General features: G+C 61.0%; 21 protein-coding genes and 2 tRNA genes. All 23 read right to left on the reverse strand.

Annotated elements, in window-relative coordinates:
* Positions 1-23: 23 nt before the first annotated feature.
* The 23 genes from folP to trpE all read right to left on the reverse strand — a co-directional run bounded on the left by folP (position 24) and on the right by trpE (position 22893).
* The gene (folP, locus tag B5V00_RS03090) at positions 24-896 is read right to left on the reverse strand and encodes a dihydropteroate synthase (RefSeq protein ID WP_139800628.1); all 873 of its coding nucleotides are present in this window, start codon (positions 894-896) and stop codon (positions 24-26) included.
* Positions 896-2764 carry an ATP-dependent zinc metalloprotease FtsH gene (gene ftsH / locus B5V00_RS03095; RefSeq protein ID WP_085009289.1) on the reverse strand — a complete coding sequence of 623 codons (1869 nt, stop codon included), beginning with the start codon at positions 2762-2764 and terminating at the stop codon, positions 896-898. Before ftsH ends, folP begins: the two co-directional genes overlap by 1 nt.
* Positions 2765-2852: 88 nt before the next feature.
* Complete coding sequence (gene tilS / locus B5V00_RS03100) at positions 2853-4217, reverse strand: tRNA lysidine(34) synthetase TilS (protein ID WP_172399602.1); 1365 nt, start codon at positions 4215-4217, stop codon at positions 2853-2855.
* Between the two features lie 57 nt (positions 4218-4274).
* Positions 4275-4351, reverse strand: a tRNA-Met gene (locus B5V00_RS03105).
* A 41-nt stretch (positions 4352-4392) separates the two neighbouring features.
* Positions 4393-4469: transfer RNA gene (locus B5V00_RS03110), tRNA-Met, on the reverse strand.
* A gap of 78 nt (positions 4470-4547) precedes the next feature.
* Positions 4548-5297, reverse strand: a complete 750-nt coding sequence (locus B5V00_RS03115; RefSeq protein WP_085009291.1) for an SPOR domain-containing protein — start codon at positions 5295-5297, stop codon at positions 4548-4550.
* Between the two features lie 18 nt (positions 5298-5315).
* Positions 5316-6980: an arginine--tRNA ligase gene (gene argS, locus B5V00_RS03120; protein ID WP_085009292.1), complete on the reverse strand. Its 1665-nt coding sequence runs from the start codon at positions 6978-6980 to the stop codon at positions 5316-5318.
* A complete protein-coding gene (locus B5V00_RS03125; RefSeq protein ID WP_085009293.1) occupies positions 6977-7159 on the reverse strand; it encodes a hypothetical protein in 183 nt (60 codons plus the stop codon). The genes argS and B5V00_RS03125 overlap by 4 nt, the downstream gene beginning before the upstream one ends.
* A gap of 63 nt (positions 7160-7222) precedes the next feature.
* A complete protein-coding gene (locus B5V00_RS03130) occupies positions 7223-7600 on the reverse strand; it encodes an FtsB family cell division protein (protein ID WP_085009294.1) in 378 nt (125 codons plus the stop codon).
* Between the two features lie 5 nt (positions 7601-7605).
* Positions 7606-9717, reverse strand: coding sequence for an LPS-assembly protein LptD (locus B5V00_RS03135; protein ID WP_085009295.1), 2112 nt, complete (start codon positions 9715-9717; stop codon positions 7606-7608).
* Positions 9718-9725: 8 nt separating this feature from the next.
* A complete protein-coding gene (locus tag B5V00_RS03140) occupies positions 9726-11018 on the reverse strand; it encodes a bifunctional folylpolyglutamate synthase/dihydrofolate synthase (RefSeq protein ID WP_085009296.1) in 1293 nt (430 codons plus the stop codon).
* 3 nt (positions 11019-11021) lie between these two features.
* Positions 11022-11873 carry an acetyl-CoA carboxylase, carboxyltransferase subunit beta gene (accD, locus tag B5V00_RS03145; protein ID WP_085009297.1) on the reverse strand — a complete coding sequence of 284 codons (852 nt, stop codon included), beginning with the start codon at positions 11871-11873 and terminating at the stop codon, positions 11022-11024.
* Between the two features lie 2 nt (positions 11874-11875).
* Positions 11876-12664 carry a 3',5'-cyclic-nucleotide phosphodiesterase gene (locus tag B5V00_RS03150; RefSeq protein WP_085009298.1) on the reverse strand — a complete coding sequence of 263 codons (789 nt, stop codon included), beginning with the start codon at positions 12662-12664 and terminating at the stop codon, positions 11876-11878.
* Positions 12665-12690: 26 nt separating this feature from the next.
* On the reverse strand, positions 12691-13494 hold the full coding sequence (gene trpA, locus B5V00_RS03155) for a tryptophan synthase subunit alpha (protein ID WP_085009299.1): 804 nt from the start codon (positions 13492-13494) through the stop codon (positions 12691-12693).
* A gap of 62 nt (positions 13495-13556) precedes the next feature.
* Entirely contained in the window at positions 13557-14225 is a 669-nt protein-coding gene (locus B5V00_RS03160; RefSeq protein WP_139800630.1) for a uracil-DNA glycosylase, read from the reverse strand.
* Positions 14226-14295: 70 nt separating this feature from the next.
* Positions 14296-15561: a DEAD/DEAH box helicase gene (locus B5V00_RS03165; protein WP_085009301.1), complete on the reverse strand. Its 1266-nt coding sequence runs from the start codon at positions 15559-15561 to the stop codon at positions 14296-14298.
* A gap of 171 nt (positions 15562-15732) precedes the next feature.
* Positions 15733-16929 carry a tryptophan synthase subunit beta gene (gene trpB / locus B5V00_RS03170; RefSeq protein WP_085009302.1) on the reverse strand — a complete coding sequence of 399 codons (1197 nt, stop codon included), beginning with the start codon at positions 16927-16929 and terminating at the stop codon, positions 15733-15735.
* A 2-nt stretch (positions 16930-16931) separates the two neighbouring features.
* A complete protein-coding gene (locus B5V00_RS03175) occupies positions 16932-17582 on the reverse strand; it encodes a phosphoribosylanthranilate isomerase (RefSeq protein WP_085009303.1) in 651 nt (216 codons plus the stop codon).
* A gap of 8 nt (positions 17583-17590) precedes the next feature.
* Positions 17591-18949, reverse strand: a complete 1359-nt coding sequence (locus tag B5V00_RS03180) for a TrpB-like pyridoxal phosphate-dependent enzyme (protein ID WP_085009304.1) — start codon at positions 18947-18949, stop codon at positions 17591-17593.
* Positions 18942-19736, reverse strand: a complete 795-nt coding sequence (gene trpC, locus B5V00_RS03185; protein ID WP_085009305.1) for an indole-3-glycerol phosphate synthase TrpC — start codon at positions 19734-19736, stop codon at positions 18942-18944. The genes B5V00_RS03180 and trpC overlap by 8 nt, the downstream gene beginning before the upstream one ends.
* 25 nt (positions 19737-19761) lie before the next feature.
* On the reverse strand, positions 19762-20814 hold the full coding sequence (gene trpD, locus B5V00_RS03190; protein WP_085009306.1) for an anthranilate phosphoribosyltransferase: 1053 nt from the start codon (positions 20812-20814) through the stop codon (positions 19762-19764).
* A complete protein-coding gene (locus tag B5V00_RS03195; RefSeq protein ID WP_085009307.1) occupies positions 20811-21410 on the reverse strand; it encodes an anthranilate synthase component II in 600 nt (199 codons plus the stop codon). The genes trpD and B5V00_RS03195 overlap by 4 nt, the downstream gene beginning before the upstream one ends.
* A gap of 1 nt (position 21411) precedes the next feature.
* Positions 21412-22893 (reverse strand): anthranilate synthase component I, encoded by a 1482-nt coding sequence (gene trpE, locus B5V00_RS03200; protein WP_085009308.1) that lies wholly within the window; start codon positions 22891-22893, stop codon positions 21412-21414.
* Between the last annotated feature and the right edge of the window lie 25 nt (positions 22894-22918).

Below are 22918 nucleotides of genomic sequence, written 5' to 3' on the forward strand. Positions count from 1 at the left end.
GAACGTAACGGAACACGGGCGACCTAACAGACAACGGGATCGCGACAAACCGCCCAGGCCATCAGCGCCGCCTGGCGTGCCGCGGCGACATCATGCACCCGGTGCAGCATGGCCCCCTGGCTGACCCCCAGCGCCACCGTCGCCAGGGTTCCGGCAAGGCGCTGCTCCGGATCCTGCTGGTCGAGTATCCGACCGATAAAACTCTTGCGTGAAGTCCCCAGGAGAATCGGCACTCCAAGACACTGCAACTCGGAAAGACGGCGCAGAAGTTCAAGATTTCCGGTCACATCCTTGCCGAAACCGATACCGGGGTCAACCGCCAGCTTTGCATGGGGAACACCGGCCGCCTCGGCCAGCTCCATGGCCCGACGCAGAAAGGCAACAACTTCACCTAAGAGATCATTGTAGCCGGTCTGCTGCTGCATCCGGTCCGGGCGTGCCGGCGTGTGCATCAGAAACAGCCCGGCTCCGGCAGCAGCAACCACCTGAGCCATCCCGGCATCAAAGGTGAGGCCGCTGATATCGTTGACGAAATGAGCACCGGCGGCAAGGCATTCGCGTGCCACCCGACTCTTGCTGGTATCGACCGAAATGACCGGTCCAAGCCGCCCGGCAAGGGCCTCAACCACCGGCACAACCCGGGCCAGCTCTTCTTCTTCGCTGACAACCGCGGCACCGGGACGGGTACTTTCGCCGCCGACATCGATCAGGTCGACGCCTTCAGCCATCATCCGTTCCGCATGGCGCAGAGCCTCATCCAGACCCGTGTAACAGCCGCCGTCATAAAAGGAATCAGGGGTCAGATTGAGAATCCCCATGATTCGCGGGCGGTCAAGCTGGATCCGACACTCTCTACCCTCAAGGACAGGGGCCGGAGCCTGTACATGGAAGGGCATCAGGACTCCGGGGCATCGGACTCCGGGGCATCGGACTCCGGGGCGGCCCGCCTGTCGGAATCCCTGTCCGCCGGGGGCTCCTCAGCGGGGAAAACCAGGGCCTTGAGCTCCTGGGCATCCAGGTTTTCCCGTTCAAGCAACGCCTCGGCAACCCGATTCAGTTCGGCCTTATGATCCGCCAGAATCTGCCGGGTACGCTGATAATTGGAGGTGACGATCGCCTGAATTTCCCCATCGATCTGCCGTGCCGTGTCCTCACTGTAATTCTTCATGTGGCCCATATCACGACCGAGGAAAACCTCACCCTCCTTTTCACCGAAGGTCAGGGGACCGAGGGTGTCACTCATCCCCCATTCACAGACCATCTTGCGGGCTATGGCCGTGGCCCGTTCCAGGTCATTGGCGGCACCGGAGGTAACACTGTCGAAGGTCAGTTCTTCGGCCACCCGACCGCCAAGCAGGGTGCAGATCTTGGTATGCAGTCCATCCTTGGTTTCATTGTATTTTTCTTCTTCGGGCAGATACATGGTGACCCCCATGGCCCTCCCCCGGGGAATGATCGAAACCTTGTGCACCGGATCAGCACCCGGAATGTACTGGGAAACCAGCGCATGCCCCGCCTCGTGATAGGCCGTCACCTTTTTCTCTTCCTCGGTAATGACCATCGAACGACGCTCCGCACCCATCATTACCTTGTCCTTGGCGGCCTCAAGTTCCGCGGTTTCAACCCGGTTCTTGTCAGCACGAGCGGCAAGCAGAGCCGCCTCATTGACCAGGTTGGCCAGATCGGCCCCGGAAAACCCGGGCGTGCCGCGGGCAACGGTCTCCAGATCGACATTGTCCGCCATCTGCACCTTGCGGGCATGAACCTGCAGGATTTTCAACCGTCCCTTGATGTCAGGACGCGGCACCACTACCTGACGGTCGAAACGGCCGGGACGCAAAAGCGCGGGGTCGAGAACGTCGGGACGGTTGGTGGCCGCGATCAGAATCACGCCTTCGTTGGATTCGAACCCGTCCATCTCGACCAGCAACTGGTTGAGAGTCTGCTCACGTTCATCGTGACCGCCCCCCAGACCGGCTCCGCGGTGCCTGCCGACGGCATCGATCTCATCAATAAAAATGATACAGGGCGCCTGCTTCTTTCCCTGCACGAACAGGTCTCGCACCCTGCTGGCACCGACACCGACGAACATCTCGACAAAATCAGAACCGGAGATGGAAAAGAAGGGGACCCCGGCTTCACCGGCTATCGCCCGAGCCAGCAATGTCTTGCCGGTTCCCGGTGCCCCGACCAGCAATACCCCCTTGGGAATACGGCCGCCAAGCCGGGAGAACTTTTTCGGATCCCTGAGATAGGCGACGATTTCCTCAAGTTCATCCTTGGCCTCATCGATTCCGGCGACATCCTTGAAGGTCACCCGGGCCTGACCGTCGTTGAGCAGTTTGGCCCGGCTCTTGCCGAAACTCATCGCCTTGCCGCCGCCGGACTGCATCTGGCGCATGAAAAAGATCCAAACCCCGATCAGCAGCAGAATCGGCCCCCAGGAAACCAGCAGGGTAAACCAGAAACTGCGATCCTCCTCGGGACGCGCCTGGATGACAACCCCCTTGGCACGAAGATCCTTGATCAGTTCAGGATCATCCGGAATGTAGGTCTTGAAAGTCTTGCCGTCCTCGTAACGGCCTTCGAGATTTGGCCCCTGGATGGTGACTTCCTTGACCTGACCGTCATTGACGGCCTCTAAAAATGCCGTGTAGCTGATCGGCTTCTGATCCTGTCCATGCTGTGTCATCATGTTGAACAGCAGGATCATGACCAGGGAAATGACCAACCACAGAGCGAGATTTTTATAAAACTGGTTCACGGTACCCCCTAGGTGGCGTAGCGACAGGAATGCGCTCTTCCTCAAGCGCTTAATGATCCGGAAAACTTAACACGAAAAAGCCGTCTTCTCAAGCAGTTTTGTCCCCTCCGAGCCCCCGGACAAGCGAGCACCGCAGCACTTTTTCACCCTCTTCGGCAACCAGCCCGTGGCACCGGCGCAACCCGACGACCCAGAGGATCCGGTCCCCGACCAGCAGCGCCTGACCGGCCCGCTGTTCATGGCTCAACCTGGCGGCAATGAAATAATCCTTTAGCTTGCGCTGACCGGGGGCGCCGCAAGGGTAAAAACGGTCTCCGGGACGTCGGTTCCGCAACCACAGGGGAAAACGGATTTGATCCGCGGAGAATTCAACCTCATTCTCTCCCGGGGACCTGCCCTTTTCCGCGTAAGCCAATCGCAGAAACCGGCCGCCGGGAAGCGGGTAGACTCCCGGGGCGGCAACCTCAATCTGCCACTCGCCGGGAATTTCCGGGGGCTGCCGGCGCAGCAGCACCCGGTCGTAACGACGCGCCACCCAAAGTCCGGGCAGATCGACCGCCAACTGCGGACGGGCGGCTTCGAGCAATCTCTCGCATGCGATCAGATGAACTTCACCGTAATCATCCCGACCGCCGTACCGCCGCAGCAACTGCAGCCAGATCCTCTGCCTCAGCGCGGGATGCTGTTGCGCCAGAGAGGCCAGCGACAGCCACGCACCGTCGGCCTCGGAGTGAACATGAAAGCCGGTCCAGTCGTCAACCATCTGCCGCCAGTAATCCTCGTCCCGCCCCGCCCGGGCGGCCAGTTCGGCCAACTTCCCAGGCGCATCCGACTGAATTTCACTTAACAGGGGCAGAACCTGATGACGCAGACGGTTACGGGTCCGGGCCAGGTCACGGTTGCTGCGGTCCTCCCGCCACGCCAGTTGCCGATCACGCAGAAAAGCCCGCAACTGATCACGGGAAAAGCCCAGCAGGGGGCGGAGAAAAGGGGGATCACAAGGCGCCATGGCGGCCAGACCGGTGGTGCCGCAACCGCGTAAAATGCGGAACAGGACCGTTTCCGCCTGATCATCGCGGTGGTGACCAAGAGCAATACGACTGCAATCGGTCCGTTCCGCCACCCGGCGAAGAAAACTGCGTCGTACCCGCCGGGCAACGGCTTCGAGATTCCCGCCGGCGGCGGCACCAGCGACATCCTCCCGTTCGACAAAGCATTGCAGACCGAGACGATCGGCCTGTGCAACGACAAATCGTGCGTCCTCACCACTCTCCGGACGCAGACCATGATCCAGGTGAGCCACCACGAGATGAAGATCCAGGGCCGGGGCCGCCAGGGCAAGCAGCTGCAACAGCGCCATCGAATCGGCGCCGCCGGAGCAGGCCACGACCAGCCGGGTTCCGGCGGCAAGACGACATGGCCCCTGCAGGGCGGCAAGGAATTGCTGAAACACGGCAGCCTCGAAACGACAGCAGCCCCCTCCGAAACCGAAGGGGGCTGCTGTCATGGTTGGTGGCGGTGCAGAGATTCGAACTCCGGACACTGCGGATATGAGCCGCATGCTCTAACCAACTGAGCTACACCGCCGTAAACTATGGTCAGCCTTCCATCCCGAAAGGCATTGATTCTGGTTGCGGGGGAGGGATTTGAACCCCCGACCTTCGGGTTATGAGCCCGACGAGCTACCAAACTGCTCCACCCCGCGTCAGAGCTTGGGAATTTACTCGCCCGAAGTGGCAAAGTCAAGATTTTTTTTCGCTCCATCCGCGCCACACACCACGTCTCAGCGTTTGCGCACCAGCGGTGAAAATTTTTCTTCCTTGCGCAATCGTCCGGCGGCCTTGTCAGCAAGCCCGCGCTCACTGTACGGCCCGGCGTAAACCCGGTGCCAGATCCCCTTGCTGCCGAGATCGGCCCGCTTGACAAAGGTCACATAGCCCTTGCCGGCCAACCGGTTGCGCAACGCGGTCGCCTGTTCCACCTTCTGGAAGGAGGCGATCTGCACCACGTAACCAGGCCCCGAAACGGGTGCGGCGGAAGACGTCGTGCGCGGCGCGGGCACAGCCGGTTTCGACACCGCCGTCGGGCGGGCCTGGCGGACCGGTCTGGTGGCAGCAGCCTCCTTTTCCGGGAGTGACGACGGTGCGGGTGTTGTCGCCGGCGGCAGGTTGATGCCACTGCCGAGCGGCTGCTCGCCGCGCGGCAGGGTGTCGTAAAAGGTCAGCTTGTCGGGCGCGCCTTCAGCGGCGGCGGCCGGAGCCTGGGCGCCGGAAACCACATCGGTCGTTGCCGCCGGGGGGGATTGCCCCGTCGCGGGAGTCGACGCCGCCCCCGCTGAATCGGCTTTCGGCAGGGACAGGGGCTGATCCATCCGGACAACCGGCGACGGCGCGCGACCGCCGCTGCGGCCGACCATGACCCCGAGCGAAAAACTCGCCAGCGACACCACCAGCACCAGCAGCACCAGGATCACCGCCTGTTTACGTTCCATGCGTCGCTGCGTGCGCGAAACAACTCTCTGAGCTTGAGCCATGTTGCCGCCTCCCCTCCCCTACATCCGTTCCGGCGCGCTGACACCCAGCAGCCGCAGGGCGTTTTCGAGAACCTGGCGAACACCGTTGAACAGATAGAGTCTGGCCCGGCCGGTTTCGACATCTTCACCCAACACCCGGCAACGATTGTAATAACTGTGAAACATGGCGGCGAGATCCTGCAGATAATAAATAACCCGGTGCGGCTCCAGATTGCGGGCCGCCGTCGCCAATGTTTCGGGATACTGGTACAGCATCTTGGCCAGCGCCAGTTCTTCGGCCCCGGTCAGTCGATCGACATCGGCTTCTCCGACCCCCGGCACCTGCAATCCCTGCTCGGCCGCGTTGCGGTTGATGCTGCAGATCCGGGCATGGGCATACTGGACATAGTAGACCGGGTTGTCATTGCTCTGCTGTTTGGCCAGCTCAAGATCGAAATCGAGCTGGCTGTCGGCCCGCCGCATGAGGAAGAAGAAACGGCAGGCATCCCGACCGACTTCGTCAACCACTTCACGCAGAGTGACAAACTGGCCGGAACGTTTCCCCATCGACACCGGTTCTCCGCCCCGCAGCAGGTTGACCATCTGAATCATCAGCACCTGCAGCGCTTCCGGCTCTCGGCCGAGACCGGCCAGCATCGCCTTCATACGCGGAACATAGCCATGGTGGTCCGCCCCCCAGACATCGATCACCCGCGAAAAACCACGATCGAATTTTTCCATGTGGTAGGCGACATCCGAGGCAAAATAGGTTGGGCTGCCGTCGGAACGGATCAGCACCCGGTCCTTGTCATCACCGTAGTCGGTGGTCCGCAGCCAGAGGGCGCCGTCCTTTTCGAAGGTCAGGCCGAGTTTTTTCAGCTTGCCCAACTCTTCGGCCACCAGGTCACGCTCGTAGAGAGACGACTCCCGGTACCAGTTGTCGAAACGAATGCCGAAACAGCCCAGGTCTTCCTCAATTTTACCCAGCAGCAGCTTGACGCCATAGGAGCTGCAGATCGGCACCGCCTCGGCTTCCGGCGCATCCACCAGAGTCGGCTGTTCCGCGGCCAGCGAGGCCGCAACTTCACGAATGTACTCCCCCTGATAGCCATCTTCGGGGAAATCGACGGGACAGCCGGCCTGCTCGCGCAACCGCAGCCAGATCGAACGGCCGAGCAGAGTGATCTGGTTGCCGGCGTCGTTGATATAGTATTCGCGCTGGACCTGATGTCCGGCCGCCTCCAGCAGTGAGGCCACGGCATCGCCGACCACCGCGCCGCGGCCATGGCCGATATGCAGGGGCCCGGTGGGATTGGCGCTGACGAATTCGACCTGGATCCTCTCACCACCGGGCTCAGCCGCCAATCCGTAGGATTGTCCCTGGCTCAGGACCTGGTCGAGGACCGCGTACCAGCAGCCGCGTTTGAGATAAAAGTTGATGAAACCGGGGCCGGCGATCTCGATCCGCTCCCAGGGACCGTCAACCCGGCCGAGAGCCGCAATCAGGATTTCGGCGATCTTGCGCGGGGCCTTGCGCTCGGCGCGAGCCATGGTCATGGCCACATTGCTGGCGAAATCACCATGGTCCGGGTTGCCGGGAACCTCGATGGTCCAGCCGGACGGCAACTGGGCGGAATCGAGGGTTTCCTCGGCAAAGCAGGATTCAAGAGCGGTGACAATATGCTTTTCTAGTTGTTTTTTCATTTTTTCCCGGAAAGTTCTGAAGAATCTTCATCGGCATCCTGTGCCGACGACCTGCGCAAGGTGAGATCTTCACTGAAATCAGGACAATGCAGGCTGACGTCACTGCCCCTGTTGAAGCGTTTCTGGCAATTCGCCCGCCAGGCACAGACCAGGCAGGTTTTCTGGTTCGGACGGCTCATGGGGCCTCCTTGTTCAAGACCTGAATCAGCGACGAGCTGACCCGGTTGAAACGGCAGAACATGTTAGCGCTCCGTCGAGCGGGGTGTCAAGGCAGCCGACCCGTCCCCTGACGATCTTTTTTCCGTTGCAGTCCCCGTCTTTCCGGTTGGCGGAAACTGATAGACCAGCTCATCCGGACGCACCATCCCGAGTTTTCGCCTGGCCAGGTCCTCGATTGTGCGCCGGTCATTTTTCAACGCTTCGATTTCCTGCCGCAGGCGGCGATTCTCATCACGCAACTGCTCCACCCTGGTCCGCAGTTCCTGACGCTGCTGGTACCCCTTCCACAGACGCAACACGCCGTTGTCACCCAACAGGGCGAAACCGGCCAGCAGCAACAGCGGAAGCAGCCACCAAAGGGGAAAGCGGAAACGCCGGCGAAATGAAAACGGTTCTGTCATGACTGTCACAGCTGCGTTGCGGGCGGTTTCCTGCGCGACCCGCTCCGCCCCAACCCACTCAGGGAAAAGGAGAAGAGAAACTCGGTATCATCACGGCGGTCACGGTAGGTAAAAAAGAGACTCCAGCATTGGGAACGATATTCCAGGTCAACCACCTTTTCCAGGCTCCCGCCGCCAGCGGAAAAATTGTAGCGCTGCTGATAATTGACATAGAGCGGTTTGAAGACGGAGAGATCAATTTCAGCGCGGGCGTAATCAACCGCCCCTTCGCGATAACGATAACCGATCTGCAACCCATTGCCACGGCCGTCACGATAACGACCATCGACATTGAAGGTGGTGAAGCCGCGTTTATCCCGATTGGGATCGAAACGGGCGTCGACATCAAGCAGGCTGTTGCGGGTCGGGCGCAGAATCAGTTCGCTGCGCAGAGACGAAAAGGGACGCCGCTCGTCAACCGGGTTGAGCAGTTCCCGCCGCGACTCCCCGATATCGTACTCCTGCGTGAGGCGGAGATAAAGGAATTCATGGTAAACGGGGTCGGCGCCGGGAGATTCAATGCGGGCAACCAGCCGATTGGTGAGACCATAACTGAGACGGTTGACCGCTTCGATCCGGTCGAGAGAATCGAACTCCGGGAGATGTGACTGATCTTCGTCAGGAACGAAAGTATAAGCCAGATCGGTTTCAATGCTGTGTCGAATCCGGGTGACCAGTTTTCCCGACAACGGGAAAACCCGGTAAAGGGTGGTCGAAATGCGGGTTTTGAAATCATAGATGCCGCTGTCTTCGTAGCCCGGCCCTTCTCCGGATGTCCAGTAATGGCTGCGGGTATAGCCTATTTCCGGCTGGATCTCGATGATGTCCCCCGGCTGCCAGACCACCGACAGCGCCGGCCGCCCCTGCAGCCGTTCCCCCTTGAGGCCCCTCCGCCTCCAGAAGTAGGTACTTGCCCCGGCAAATTCCGCGTAGACGGGCAAGGAACCAAGCCGCTGCTGCACGGCTTCGAAACGAACCTCGGGGAGCCGCTGCAGGGTCTGGTCATTATTTTTCTGCAGGTCCTTGGTGTACTTGATCTGGGTCGTCAGATTGAACTTGTTCCAGTTGCGGTTGACGCTGATTGTCGTATCGACCTTGTCCTTGTTGTACTCCCCGGAGACCTTGCCGAAATCTTCAAAATAGTCACGACTGCTGACGTACTCGGCATCGGCTTTCAACCGCCACTGATACGGCAGCATGCCGTCGTGATCCCATTTGCCGGCATAGCGGCTGTCAGCCCCCTTGACCCCGTTGATATGGTAGAGGTCAAGATCACCGACATTGCCGCCACTGAACACGTAACGATATTCAGCCCCTTTGCCGAGGCCGAGATCGGAGAGCCAGTCAAGGTAGAAGGTGGCATCCTGGTTGCGGGCGATAGCCCAGTAGAAGGGGATCGAAATCTGGGTGCCCCGCCTCTGCGAATAGCCTCCGCTCGGCATCAGGAACCCGCTTTCACGTTCCTGTTTGACCGGGTAAATCAGGTAGGGCGTGTAGAGGATCGGGATATCGCGCAGATAGAAAACCGCATCGTGCCCCTTGGCGTAACCATCGACAGTGACCTCCAGGTCGCGGGCCGAAAAATGCCAGTCGGGGTTGTCACCGTCACAGGTGGTAAAACTTCCGCGGGTGAGATGATAGGTTTTCTGGTCGAGCTTCTCAATCTCCTCACCGGCAACATGAAAGTTCTGCTCCCGGATCAGTAATTTCCCCTTTTTCAGGCGGCCTCGGCCGGAACGGAGATTGAGGCGCAGTGACTCGCCCTTGAGTTCTCCTTCCGGGCTGCTGATGCTCACCTTGCCACTGGCCGTGACCTCCGTCGTCTGCGGATTGACCCTGACCGACTCGGAACGCAGCGTTATCGGACCGGACGTGATACGTACCGCGCCGTCCGCCTGGTAGGTTCCGCTCTGCTGGTCAAACTCCAGCCGGTCGGCCTCGATGTCGATGGGCTGGTTTTTCAACTGATCGAGGGCGCCGACGGTCGGCACCGTCTCCTCCGATTGAGGATCGGCCGCCACCACCGGCCGACCGGGCAACAGCGACAGTAAAAAAAGCAGCAGCAGAACCGAACGCATCGATACCCTCAACAATCCGAAGAAACAGTCAATACATGGTGATCGGCACGACACAGTTCTGTCCGCGCCTCGGCGACCAGGAACAGGGAGCCGGCCACCAGCACCCCCTTCTCACTGCCGGGACTTTCAAGGGCCGCCCGCAACGCCTCGGCAACCGACGCAAAAATGTCCGCGGGCAGACCGGAGGCCTGGAGACGATCAACGACCTCCCGGGGCGCAACGCTCGGCTGGCCGGCCAGGGGAGCAATGCAGCAGGAGCGGCAGAAGGGGGCCAGCAGCGAGAGGATTTCACCGCAATCCTTGTCCGCCTTGAATGCCGTAACCAGGACCAGTTCGTCCAGCCCCTCGGCAGCAAGATAGTCGGCCAGGCTGCGGGCACCGGCAGGGTTGTGGGCACCGTCGAGCAGAACCGGCCCCCGTCCTTGCCAGAGTTCAATCCGACCGGGCCAGGTCAGTCTCTTCAGGGCATCGGGAAAGTGGCGAGGGTCAAGAGCACAGCCCATTTCAGTCAGTTGTTCAGCAGCCGCCAGGGCGAGTCCGAGGTTGTCACACTGGTGGGCGCCGGACAGGGCCTGCGGCACGTCAGTCAGCCGCCAGTTGCGACCGGAGAAATTGATGCTCCGCGGGGAACGGGACGCGACCTGCCAATCCTCCCCGGCAATGCGCAACGGGGCGGCAAGACGCACGGCGCGCTGCTGGACAACCCGCATTGCTTCGGGAGTCTGCCGGGCACTGAGGACCGGTACCGACGGTTTCATGATTCCCGCCTTTTCCATGGCAATCGCCGTCAATCCTTCCCCCAGCCAGACCTGATGATCAAGGGCGATCGGTGTCAGCAGACAAAGCCGCGGATGCACCGCATTGGTGGCGTCAAGCCGCCCGCCGAGCCCCGTTTCGAGGACCACCCAGTCGACCCGCCGGCGCTGAAAATAGAGCAGCGCCAGCACCGTCGTAAACTCGAAGAAGGTGACCGGGATGCCGACCGCGACAGACTTCAGCTCCGCTGTCAGTGCCGCGACATCTGACTCCGGGATCGGCGTCCCCGCGATCTGGATGCGTTCGGTAAAGGAATGCAGGTGGGGCGAGGTATACAGCCCGACCCTCAGGCCGCTGCTGCCGAGAAGGGCGGCAAGGGCACAGGCAGTCGAACCCTTGCCGTTGGTTCCGGCGAGGTGCACGATTGACAGCGAATGCTGCGGATTCCCCACCCGCTTCAGCAGTTCCTGAACATTGTCAAGCCCGAGCTTGATGCCGAACTGCTGCAGGCTGTAGAGATAATCCAGGCTGCGGCGGTAATCCACCGCTCAGCTCTTGGTGAAGATCCGCAGGATCTGCGCCAGGCGTGCCTTCATTTCCTGGCGCTGGACAATCATGTCGACCATGCCATGCTCAAGTAGAAATTCGGAGCGTTGAAACCCGTCCGGAAGCTGTTGGCGAATGGTCTGTTCAATGACCCGCGGACCGGCAAAACCGATCAGCGCTTTCGGTTCGGCCATATTGATGTCACCGAGCATGGCAAAGCTCGCCGTCACGCCACCGGTGGTCGGATCGGTAAGAACTGAAATAAATGGCACACCTTCGGCCTTGAGCTTGGCCAGCACGGCACTGGTCTTGGCCATCTGCATCAGGGAGAGAATGCTCTCCTGCATCCGCGCGCCCCCGGACGAAGAGAAGATAATGACCGGGCACTTCAATTCCAGCCCCTTCTCCATGATCCGGGTGATTTTCTCGCCCACCACCGAACCCATGCTGCCGCCCATGAAGCTGAAATCAAAGACTCCGACGGCGACCGGCAGCCCCTCAATGGCGCCTGTTCCACAGACAATGGCATCCCCCCCGCCGGCCTTGGCCAGGGCGGCCTTGATGCGGTCCTTGTATTTCTTCGAGTCCTTGAAACCAAGAAAATCAACCGACTGCATGCCGGCATCGACCTCCTCGAAGGAACCGCCGTCAAGCACCAGGTCAATCCGCGCCCGCGCGGAAATACGGAAATGGTAATCGCATTTCGGACAGACGTTCAGATTGCGCTCGATCTCCTTGGTATAGATGATCTCATCGCAGTTTTTGCACTTGGTCCAGACGCCTTCGGGCATCTGAACCTTTTTCGCCTCAACCGCCCCGGTCAGGGGCTTTTTCTTTCTCTTGAACCAGGCCATGGTTACCTCGCAGCACGCACAGAACCGGCGAAATAGAAGGCTTCGCCCCCCTTGAGAACTTCCAGTTGAAGGTCTCCCAAGGCGGCCAGTTCGGCTTCAACTTCAGCCAGAAACTGGGGTTTTACATGGAAAATTTTGACGGGAACATCCGGACGGCCAAACTTGGCAAGTTCACTTCTGAGCATCGCCGGAGTCAGGTGACCGCTGGCAATCGCAAGCTCACGAAGCCGGTCCGGAAATGAGGTTTCGATAAACGCCAGCAACAGATCACGACACCCTCGGCCGAGCTGCCAGATGGCTTCGGTCGTCGTGGTATCCCCGGAGAAGAGGACCGAACCGGCATCACCGTGGAGCAGATAGCCGGCGGTGAACACCGGGTGGCTGGTGCGAGCCCACTCGACCCGATAACCGGCGATTTCAGTTCCACCCGCCTCATTGAGAGGACAGAACTGCAGGGCCGGCGCGGCGGCCTGCGGCAGGCGCGAAAAGTCGGGCCAGACCTCACCATTGAAGAGATTGCGACGCAGGCTTTCCAGCACGACGGCAGGGCCCCAGACCCGCAACGGGCTTTCACGCAGGGTCAGGACATTGTCAACCAGAAAAGCAAGGTCGACCATATGATCGAGATGGCCGTGAGTCAGCAGCACATCGTCAATGGCAGCCTGTTCTTCCAGGGGAAGAATGGCGGTCACGGTGCCGGCGTCGAGCAACAGTCGTCCGTCAAGCAGCAGACTGCTGGTATTGAAGCCGGGCAGGCGCGATCCAAAACTGCCTAAGACACGTATCTCCATGAATTCCCCGTGGACCGCCCCGAACTTCAGGCGGCCCGGTCAACTGCCTGGCGCAGGGCGGCGATAAATTCCGCGACCCGCTCCGGTAGTTCGGGTGATTTGCCATATTCGGCAATAATCTTGACCAACGCACTGCCGACCACCACCGCATCGGCAAAAGCGGCCACCGCTTCCGCGTCGCTCGGCGAGGTGATACCGAAACCGACCGCAACCGGGACCCTGCTTTCGCGGCGCAACTCGGCGACATCTGCAGCAATCGCCTGAGGATCGACATGCTGAGTACCGGTGACGCCGGTCATCGAAACATAATAGAGATAACCTTCGCCGGCGGCAGCCAGCTGCCGACGACGTTCCGGGGGGCTGGTCGGGGCCAGCAGCGTTATCAGGTTGATCTGCCTGCGGCGCAGGGCTCCATGGATTTCTCCCGCCTCTTCGGGCGGCAGGTCGACCAGCAACAGGCCATCCACTCCGGCAGCGGCGGCATCCTCGGCAAAAGCATCGATGCCATAACGCAGCACCGGGTTGAAATACCCCATCAACACAATCGGCGTGCTGGTGTGCTGCCGCACCCGACTCACCAACTGCAGAATCGCCCCGAGAGTCACGCCACCGGCCAGGGCCCGCTCTGAAGCGGCCTGAATCGTCGGTCCGTCCGCCATCGGATCGGAAAACGGAATCCCCAGTTCAATGACATCGGCACCATTCTCAACCAGGGAATGCAACAACGTCTCGGTGGTCTTCATATCCGGATCGCCGGCGGTCACAAAGGGCACCAGTGCCTTGCGACCCTGTTTTTTCAGTCTAGCAAATGTTTCGGCAATCCGTCCCATGCTCTACCCGTTTTCCATTCAAATTCTGCCAGTTTAATCGAACGACGATACCTTTTCAACCGTTATCCCGCCAGGCGTCGTACCGTCTGCAGCAGGTCCTGAAACATGGCAACCGTCAGACGACCGGTCTGAATATTGTAACGGCTGGTATGATAGCTGCCGACCAGACTCGGCGCCCCGGCAAAGGGATAAACAACACCATGCCCGAAAGGATAATCACCGAGACGTTCGACAAACCCCCAGGCCTTGTAGGCCTGCAGCAGGGAACGGAAAGCATCTCCTCCAAGGGCGACCACCACCCGCAACCGCGGCAGGGCGGCCAGCTCATTCAGCAGAAATCCGCGACAGGCATGAAATTCATCGGCCCGCGGTTTATTTCCCGGTGGCAGACACTTGACGGCATTGGTCAGATAGAGATCATGCAACCGCAGGCCGTCATCCGCCGCCACCGCCTGGGGCTGATTGCTGAACCCCGCCTGGTGCAGCAACGGATACATGAAGTCACCGGCGCCATCCCCGGTGAAGGGGCGTCCGGTACGATTGGCTCCATGCGCCCCGGGCGCCAGTCCGACCAGGCAGACACGTGCCTGACAGTCGCCGAATCCGGGCACCGGCCGGTTCCAGTAATCACTGCGGCTGAGACCGCGGCGGGGCGGAAGCTCGCCGAGCAACTGCACCAGACGCGGACAACGCCGACAGCTCAACAGACCGGGGAGTTCAGCACCGAGCATCATCATCTCCCGGCAACCCGATCCAGTGACACGGTGCTGGGCCGAATGGATGGAGAACGGCCATGGTCTGTCAGGATCCGCTCTTCGGACCGCGCTGTTTCTGCCGGGGGTGTCGTCTGGACCGACGCCGCTTTTCACCTTCGGTCGGTCGTCCCTTCTGCGGCGGTTTCTTGCGCGGCGCCGGCCGCTTGTAATTCCAGACCAGCTGATCATCCTCGGGAAAGGTGCTGGGAATCTTCTGCCCCAGGTATTCCTCGATGTCGGCCAGGTAAAAAACCAGCTCTTCATCAGCCAGGGTGATCGCCTTCCCCATTGCTCCGGCACGCGCGGTCCGACCGATGCGATGAACATAATCTTCCGGATCCTGTGGGAGATCGTAATTGATCACGTGGCTGACATCCTCGACATGGATGCCGCGGGAGGCGACATCGGTCGCAACCAGGAAATTCAACCGGCCGGCCTTGAAATCGTCAAGGATACGCATCCGTTTGCGCTGCACGATGTCACCGGAAATAACTGCCGCCTTGCAGTCGTTGGCCTTGAGCTTGTCGGCCAGATGTTCGGCCTCGCGCTTGGTATTGACAAACAACAGGGTGCGCTGCGGCTTTTCCTGCCGGATCAGCCCCAGCAGCAGGGGGAATTTCTCCCGGCGGGTGACATGATAGAGGATCTGCTCAACCCGGTCGGCGGTCATCTTCTCGGGCTCGATGCGGACCTTTTCGGCAATATCCATGAACTCGTAGGCCAGTTCCATCACCCGCTGGCTGAGGGTCGCCGAAAAGAGCATGGTCTGGCGCTTTTCATAGGACGGCAGCTTGCGCAACAGAAAACGCAGGTCCCGGATGAAGCCCATGTCAAACATCCGGTCGGCCTCGTCGATGATCACTGCCTCGATGCGGTCGAGGGCAAAGACCTTCTGTTTGTAGTAATCGATCAGACGCCCCGGTGTCGCCACAATCACGTCGACGCCGTTGCGCAGCGCCTGGCGCTGTTTTTCATAATCGACGCCGCCGAAAATCGGCTGCACCTTGAACGGACAACCGCTGCCGAGCCCTTCGGCATCGGCGCAGATCTGCACCACCAGCTCCCGGGTCGGGGCGATGATCAGGGCGCGCGGGTTGGCGGTGGTCCGTCCCCCGCTGCGCAGCAGACGGGTAAAGAGCGAGATCAGGAAGGCGGCAGTCTTGCCGGTGCCGGTCTGGGCCTGGGCTGCGACATCCTTGCCGGCCAGCGCCAGCGGGATGGACTGTTCCTGCACCGGGGTCAGTTCGCTGAAACCGACAGCGTTGATCCCCTGCAGCACTTCGGCCGGCAGGTCGAGTTCGGTAAATTTCATAAGCTCCTGGTTCCGGATGTTGCGGATCACCGCGACTGCGGGATCTGGCATCCTGTTGATGAACGTGCCCGCCATGCATGGCGGGATTTGCGAAACCCGGTCGATAAAATCGCTCCCGGATAAATTCTCAGCAGGGTGTCGAAAAAATCATTCCCGGGCTGAGCAAAAATGTCAAATCTCGACGCCGATGGCATCGGCGACGGTATGTATATCCTTGTCTCCGCGACCGGAGAGGCAGACCACCAGCACCTGGTCCCTGCCAAGCTGCGGGGCCAGCTTGACCACATGGGCGATGGCGTGGGCACTCTCCAGTGCCGGAATGATTCCTTCAAGCCGGGTCAGGGTCTGAAACGCCGCCAACGCCTCGTCATCCCGAATCGAGACATATTCGGCCCGGCCGATATCATGCAGGTGGGCATGCTCGGGGCCGACGCCCGGATAATCAAGACCGGCGGAAATAGAGTGGGCATGCTCGATCTGCCCATCTTCATCCTGCAGCAGATAGGTCTTGTTGCCGTGCAGCACTCCGACCTCACCGGCACCGATGGACGCGGCGTGCCTGCCGCTGTCGATACCGAGTCCGGCCGCCTCGACCCCGATCAGGCGCACCTTTTCATCCGCAATAAAGGGATAGAACATGCCCATGGCGTTGGAGCCGCCACCGATGCAGGCCACCGCCGCGTCGGGCAGTCGGCCCTCGATTTCGAGAATCTGGCGACGGGTCTCGCGGCCGATCACCGCCTGGAAATCGCGCACCATTTCCGGGTAGGGATGCGGCCCGGCCACGGTACCGATAACGTAGAAGGTATCACGCACGTGGGTGACCCAGTGGCGCAGGGCGTCATTCATCGCGTCCTTGAGGGTGGCCGTGCCGCTGGTCACCCCGTGAACCTCGGCGCCGAGCAGTTTCATGCGAAACACGTTCAATGCCTGGCGGCGGATATCCTCGGTCCCCATGAAAACCTGGCATTCGAGCCCGAACAGGGCAGCGACCGTGGCGGTGGCGACGCCGTGCTGACCGGCGCCGGTTTCGGCGATCACCTTCTTTTTGCCCATCCGCCGTGCCAGCAGTGCCTGGCCGACGGTATTGTTGACCTTGTGGGCCCCGGTATGGTTAAGGTCTTCACGCTTCAGGTAGATTTTCGCCCCGCCGAGGTGCTCCGTCAAGCGCCGGGCGAAATAAAGCGGGCTGGGACGGCCGACATAATGGCGCAGGTAATAGTCAAGTTCGCGCTGAAAGGAGGAGTCCGCCTGCGCCTTGCGATAGGCCTCCTCCAGTTCCTGAATCGCCGGCATCAGGGTTTCGGCAACATAGCGACCGCCGAAAATACCGAAGTGCCCCTGGTTGTCTGGATAATTGTAGCTCACTCTCACATCTCCCGCCGGGGAGGCGAATTCATCCCCCGGCTCTCTCTCCGGACAGCTCTGATAAAGGCTGCAACCCTGGCCGGATCCTTGATTCCCGGCGCCGACTCGACTCCGCTGGAAACGTCGACGGCATAGGGTCCGACACAACGCACGGCGTCGGCAACATTGTCCGGTGTCAACCCACCGGCCAGGATCAGCGGCCGGCGACCCGCCAGCTCCGCCGCCAGCTGCCAGTTGAAACTGCGTCCGCTGCCACCATAGCACTCCGGGTCCCAGGCATCGAGCAGCAACGCCGAAACCTGGTAGGAGCCCGCCTGTTCAAGTGTGGCCGCGTTTCGTACCCGCAAAGCCTTGATCACCTTCACCCCGTCCAGGCGACAGGCTTCCGGCGGCTCGTCGCCATGGAGCTGAACGGCATCCAGCCCGCAGGCCGTCACCGTTTCATGAATCGTCTGCGGGTCGGCATTGACAAACAGGCCGACCAGGGTGATGAAGGGTGGCAGCCCGGCAACAATCCTCTGCGCCTGCTCGATGCTGACACAGCGCGGGCTGTCCTCGAAGAAGACCAGTCCGAGCGCGTCGGCACCACAGGCAATGGCATGCTCGCCATCCTCGCGCCGGGTGATACCGCAGATTTTGACCCGAACCGTCAACGCAGCTCCTAACCGATCTTCGGCAGCGCCGCGAGCGATTCCCTGATCGCCTCGGCCGGATAGGAGTAATCCTCCAGTGCGCCGGAGAAGTAGGCGTCGTAGGCGGCCATATCAACATGGCCGTGACCGGAGAGGTTGAACAGGATGGTCCGTTCCCTGCCCTCCTCTTTCGCCTTGAGGGCCTCGACGACAGCGGCCCGGATGGCGTGTGATGACTCCGGCGCCGGAATGATGCCCTCGGCGCGGGTGAACTGCACCGCGGCCTCGAAACAACCGGTCTGACCAAACGCCTGTGCCTCGATCACGCCGGCGTCCAGCAGTTGCGACACCAGCGGAGCGGCACCGTGGTAACGCAGCCCGCCGGCATGGATCCCCGGCGGCATGAAATCGTGGCCGAGGGTGTACATCCGGGAAATCGGCGCCATCTTGGCGGTGTCGCCGTAATCGAATTCGTAGACCCCCTTGGTCAGGGTCGGGCAGGACTGGGGCTCGGCCGCCAGCAGACGTACCTCCTTGCCGGCCGCCTTGTCGGCCACAAACGGAAAAGCAAGCCCGGCGAAATTGGACCCGCCGCCATGGCAGCCGATGACAACATCGGGATAGTCGCCGACCAGCGCCAGCTGTTCCTTGGCTTCCAGGCCGATCACCGACTGATGCAGACAGACATGGTTGAGGACGCTGCCGAGGGCATAGCGGGTGTTCTCGTGGGTCACCGCATCCTCCACCGCCTCGCTGATGGCGATTCCCAGCGAACCGTTGCTGTCGGGATGCTGTTCGAGAATCGCCCGGCCGGCATCGGTCTGGTCCGAGGGCGAGGGAATGACATTGGCTCCCCAGAGCTGCATCATGCTCTTGCGGTAGGGTTTCTGGTTGAAGGAGACCTTGACCATGTAGACGGTGCATTCCAGGCCGAACATCTGGCAGGCCAGGGCGATCGACGACCCCCACTGCCCGGCGCCGGTCTCGCTGGCAATCCTTTTGGTCCCGGCCAGCTTGTTGTAATAGGCCTGGGGAACGGCGGTATTCGGCTTATGACTGCCGGCCGGGGAAACCCCTTCGTACTTGTAGTAAATCTTCGCCGGGGTACCGAGAACCTTTTCCAAACGCCGGGCGCGGAACAGCGGCGAAGGACGCCAGAGACGGTAGATGTCCAGAACCTGTTCGGGGATCTTGATCCAGCGCTCGCTGGAAACTTCCTGTTCGATCAGTCCCATGGGAAACAGCGGCAGCAGATCGTCCGGGGTCACCGGCTGCAGGGTGCCGGGATGAATCACCGGTGCCATCGGGCCCGGCAGATCGGGAATGACATTGTACCAGCTGGTCGGAATACGGTCTTCCGGAAGAAGAATCTTGGTTACCTCAGACATGACTACCTCCCTGGAGTTCGGCCAGCTTGGCCGGAATATCAGTTTCACGCATCAGGCTCTCACCGATCAGAAACGCGCGCGCCCCGGCCCGCTGCAGGCGCTCGATATCCGCCCGCGTGTGCAGTCCGCTCTCGGCAACCGGCAGCGCCTCCGGCGGCAGCAGCGGCAGCAGCCGCTCAGTGGTCGCCAGATCCGTGGTAAAGGTTTTCAGGTTGCGGTTGTTGATCCCGAACAGCGGCGCGGCAACCCGGAAACTTTTTGCAATTTCAGTCTCATCATGCACTTCGAGCAGCACATCAAGGCCGAGTTCAGCCGCTTCGGCGGCAAAATCCTCCAGCTGGGCCGACTCAAGGGCGGCGGCTATCAGCAGAACGGCATCGGCACCGGCCGCCCGCGCCTCAAAAAGCTGATAGCGGTCAATCATAAAATCCTTGCGCAGCAACGGCAGCGAAACCTGATCCCGGACCTGTTGCAGGTAAGCAAGATCACCGTAGAAGAACTCCCGGTCGGTCAACACCGACAGGCAGGTCGCACCACCGTCCCGGTAGTCACCGGCGATCCTGACGGGATCGAAATCGGCGCGGATGATTCCCCGCGAGGGAGACCCCTTCTTCACCTCGGCGATAATGGCGGTGCCAGTTTCACTGCGGGACGAAAGAGCGGCGGCAAAGCCGCGCGTCGGTTCGAGATCGCGACAGCGGGCCCGGTACTCGGAGAGCGGCATCCGGGCAACCGCATCGGCGACCTCCTGCTGTTTATGACACAGAATTTTGTCCAGAATCGACATCCGTTGCAACTCACTCAGGCGGGGATCAGACCCGGTTGGTCAGTTCGACCAGGGCATCCAGACAGGCAAGAGCCCGTCCCTCGTCAATAGCAGTCGCGGCCCGGGACAGCCCCGTCAGGGGATTCTCGGCAGCGCCTGCGGCCACCAGGGCATAAGCGGCATTGAGCAGCACCACATCCCGTTTCGGGCCTGTTTCACCGGCAAGAACAGCGCGGACAATGGCCGCATTACATGCGGCATCGCCACCCTGCAGGTCACTCAACGAACAGGTTTCCAGGCCGAAACTGCGTGGATCGATGAGTCCCATCTCCACCTTGCCGTCGGCAATCGCGGCCACCCGGGTCGGCCCGGTCAGAGTGATCTCATCCATACCGTCACTGCCATGGACAACGAACCCGCGTCGACAGCCCAGTCCGCAAAGGACTTCCGCCAACGACGCGACCAGATCTTCGCGAAAAACCCCGAGGACCTGGCAATCGGCACCCGCCGGATTGGTCAAGGGTCCGAGAATATTGAAAATAGTCCGGATGCCGATCTCGCGGCGCGGGCCGATAGCATGTTTCATCGCTCCGTGCAGGGCCGGAGCGAAGAGGAAACCGACACCGACCTGTTCGATGGCGGCGGCAACCTGATCCGGGGTGACATCAAGATTGACGCCGAGAGCCTCAAGCACGTCGGCACTGCCGCAGGCCGATGAGATGCTGCGATTACCGTGTTTGGCGACCTTGACGCCACAGGCGGCGACGACAAAGGCGACCGTGGTCGAAATGTTGAAGCTGCGCGTACCGCTGCCGCCGGTGCCGCAGGTATCGAGAATCGACTCCCGGTCAAGATTGATCTCGTCGCGATCGATATCCAGGGTCCGGCCGACCCGGATCGGGGTGGCGTGATCCCGCATCACCCGCGCGGCACCGCGGATTTCTTCGACTGTCTCGCCCTTGATGCGCAGGGCGGTGATCAGCGCGCCGATCTGGGCCGGGGTCGCCTCCCCGCCCATGACCTGGTTCATCACCTCGATCATTTCCGCTTCACTCAGGTTCTGTCCTTCGACCAGTTTGGCGATCGCCTGTTTGATCATGCCGCCCCCTTTTCCGAAGCCAGGGCTCCGGGGGTGAAGTTGAGGAAGTTGCGCAACAGCTGCTTGCCGGCGCTGGTCAGAATCGATTCCGGATGGAACTGGACACCCCAGACCGGCAGCTGTCGATGTCGCAGGCCCATGATGGTACCGTCCGCGGTCCAGGCGGTGACCTCAAGGCAGTCGGGCAGGCTTTCCCGCTCGACAATCAGCGAATGATAGCGAGTGGCGACAAAAGGGTTGTCGAGGCCGGCAAACAGCCCGCGTCCGTCATGTTCGACGGGACTGGTCTTGCCATGCATCAGCGAGGCGGCGGCAACCACTTTGCCGCCGAACGCCTGACCGATCGATTGATGTCCGAGACAGACGCCGAGCAGTGGAATCCGGCCGGCCAGTTGCTGCACCGCGGCCACCGAAATTCCCGCTTCGTTGGGAGTACAGGGGCCGGGGGAGATGACCAGGTGATCCGGAGCCAGCCGTTCGATGTCGGCAATACTGATCCGGTCATTGCGATGGACCTCGACCTCGGCGCCGAGTTCACCGAAATACTGAACCAGGTTATAGGTGAACGAATCGTAGTTGTCGATCATCAACAACATCTCAATCGAGCCCCTCCCGGGCCATGGCAATGGCTTTGAAAACCCCCATCGCCTTGTTCAGGGTTTCCTGGTATTCCATCTGCGGATCGGAATCAGCGACGATCCCGGCGCCGGCCTGCAGGTGGATGCGACCATCATGAGCGACCAGGGTGCGGATCGCGATGGCGGTATCCATATTGCCGGAGAAACTGAAATAACCGACGGCCCCGCCGTAGATCTCGCGGCGTGCCGGTTCCAGCTCATCAATAATTTCCATGGCGCGGATCTTGGGCGCACCGGAGAGCGTGCCGGCGGGAAAGGTGGCGCGGAAGACATCGAAACAATCCTTGTCGGCATCGACTTCGCCGCGCACATTGGACACGATGTGCATGACATGGGAATAGCGCTCGATGACCTTCAGCTCACTGACCTCAACCGTTCCGGTGCGGCAGACCCGCCCGAGGTCGTTGCGGCCCAGATCGACCAGCATGATGTGTTCAGCACACTCCTTGGCATCGGCCAGAAGATCCGCCTCCAGCGCCAGATCCTCCTCGCGCGTCGCTCCCCGCGGCCGGGTACCGGCAATCGGACGCACCTCGACCCGACTCCCCTCCTTGCGCACCAGAACCTCGGGCGAGGCACCGATCACCTGGGTTTCGCCGAAACGGAGAAAAAACATGTAGGGCGACGGGTTCAGCGTCCGCAGGGCACGGTAGACATCAAAGGGGTCGGCACCGAGTTCACCGGAAAATCGCTGCGAAAGCACCACCTGGAAAATATCACCGGCCCGGACGTATTCCTTGCAACGGACAACCGCCTGTTTGAACTGGTCGGGGGTGAAGTTGGGCTGCAACTCCCCATCAGCGATGACCGGGACGTTCATACCGCGGCGATCAATCGGCCGACGGAGTTGAGCGATCATCTCCTCGACGCTGGCCACGCCCCTTCTGTAGGCGAGTTCAGGGTCTTCGTCCGCCTGCAGATGGACGTTGCAGACGACTTTGATCTTCTGCCGCACATTATCGAAGATCAACAACCGCTCGGTGAGCAGGAAGCAACTGTCCCAGGCATCGATCCGGCGCGGATTGTGATCGGGAAGAGTCTCGACGAAACGAACCATGTCGTAACCGAGGTAGCCGACGGCACCACCGCAGAAACGGGGCAGTCCCGGCAGTTCCACCGCCCGGTACTCAGCCATCAGGCGCTGCAGTTCAGCCAGCGGATCGTCACTTTCGCCACTGCGCAGCACCCGGTCTCCGGAGCAGACCTCAAAATAGTGGTCCCGGCTGCGGAACACCCGCCCCGGACCGCTGCCGAGAAAGGAATACCGCGCCCACTTTTCGCCGCCCTCGATACTTTCGAGCAGAAAAGCGGTCTGCCCGTCGTCGATCTTGCGAAACGCGGACACCGGAGTTTCCATATCCGCCAGGATTTCGCGGTAAACCGGAATCAGGTTGCCGGTTGCTGACAAGGCCTGGAATTCTTCACAGGTAGGATAAAACATGCGGTCTCCGGGAGGGGCGATAAGT

Origin of the sequence: Geothermobacter hydrogeniphilus, from assembly GCF_002093115.1 — a bacterium.
In the GTDB taxonomy this organism is placed as follows: Bacteria; Desulfobacterota; Desulfuromonadia; order Desulfuromonadales; family Geothermobacteraceae; genus Geothermobacter_A; species Geothermobacter_A hydrogeniphilus.

What these genes read in the sequence shown, in the direction of transcription:
- folP (WP_139800628.1), bottom strand. Translation starts at nt 896, where the DNA reads ATGCCCTTCCATGTACAGGCTCCGGCCCCTGTCCTTGAGGGTAGAGAG.
- B5V00_RS03115 (WP_085009291.1), bottom strand. Translation starts at nt 5,297, where the DNA reads ATGGCTCAAGCTCAGAGAGTTGTTTCGCGCACGCAGCGACGCATGGAA.
- argS (WP_085009292.1), bottom strand. Translation starts at nt 6,980, where the DNA reads ATGAAAAAACAACTAGAAAAGCATATTGTCACCGCTCTTGAATCCTGC.
- B5V00_RS03125 (WP_085009293.1), bottom strand. Translation starts at nt 7,159, where the DNA reads ATGAGCCGTCCGAACCAGAAAACCTGCCTGGTCTGTGCCTGGCGGGCG.
- B5V00_RS03130 (WP_085009294.1), bottom strand. Translation starts at nt 7,600, where the DNA reads ATGACAGAACCGTTTTCATTTCGCCGGCGTTTCCGCTTTCCCCTTTGG.
- B5V00_RS03135 (WP_085009295.1), bottom strand. Translation starts at nt 9,717, where the DNA reads ATGCGTTCGGTTCTGCTGCTGCTTTTTTTACTGTCGCTGTTGCCCGGT.
- accD (WP_085009297.1), bottom strand. Translation starts at nt 11,873, where the DNA reads ATGGCCTGGTTCAAGAGAAAGAAAAAGCCCCTGACCGGGGCGGTTGAG.
- B5V00_RS03150 (WP_085009298.1), bottom strand. Translation starts at nt 12,664, where the DNA reads ATGGAGATACGTGTCTTAGGCAGTTTTGGATCGCGCCTGCCCGGCTTC.
- trpA (WP_085009299.1), bottom strand. Translation starts at nt 13,494, where the DNA reads ATGGGACGGATTGCCGAAACATTTGCTAGACTGAAAAAACAGGGTCGC.
- B5V00_RS03160 (WP_139800630.1), bottom strand. Translation starts at nt 14,225, where the DNA reads ATGCTCGGTGCTGAACTCCCCGGTCTGTTGAGCTGTCGGCGTTGTCCG.
- B5V00_RS03165 (WP_085009301.1), bottom strand. Translation starts at nt 15,561, where the DNA reads ATGAAATTTACCGAACTCGACCTGCCGGCCGAAGTGCTGCAGGGGATC.
- B5V00_RS03180 (WP_085009304.1), bottom strand. Translation starts at nt 18,949, where the DNA reads ATGTCTGAGGTAACCAAGATTCTTCTTCCGGAAGACCGTATTCCGACC.
- trpC (WP_085009305.1), bottom strand. Translation starts at nt 19,736, where the DNA reads ATGTCGATTCTGGACAAAATTCTGTGTCATAAACAGCAGGAGGTCGCC.
- trpD (WP_085009306.1), bottom strand. Translation starts at nt 20,814, where the DNA reads ATGATCAAACAGGCGATCGCCAAACTGGTCGAAGGACAGAACCTGAGT.
- B5V00_RS03195 (WP_085009307.1), bottom strand. Translation starts at nt 21,410, where the DNA reads ATGTTGTTGATGATCGACAACTACGATTCGTTCACCTATAACCTGGTT.
- trpE (WP_085009308.1), bottom strand. Translation starts at nt 22,893, where the DNA reads ATGTTTTATCCTACCTGTGAAGAATTCCAGGCCTTGTCAGCAACCGGC.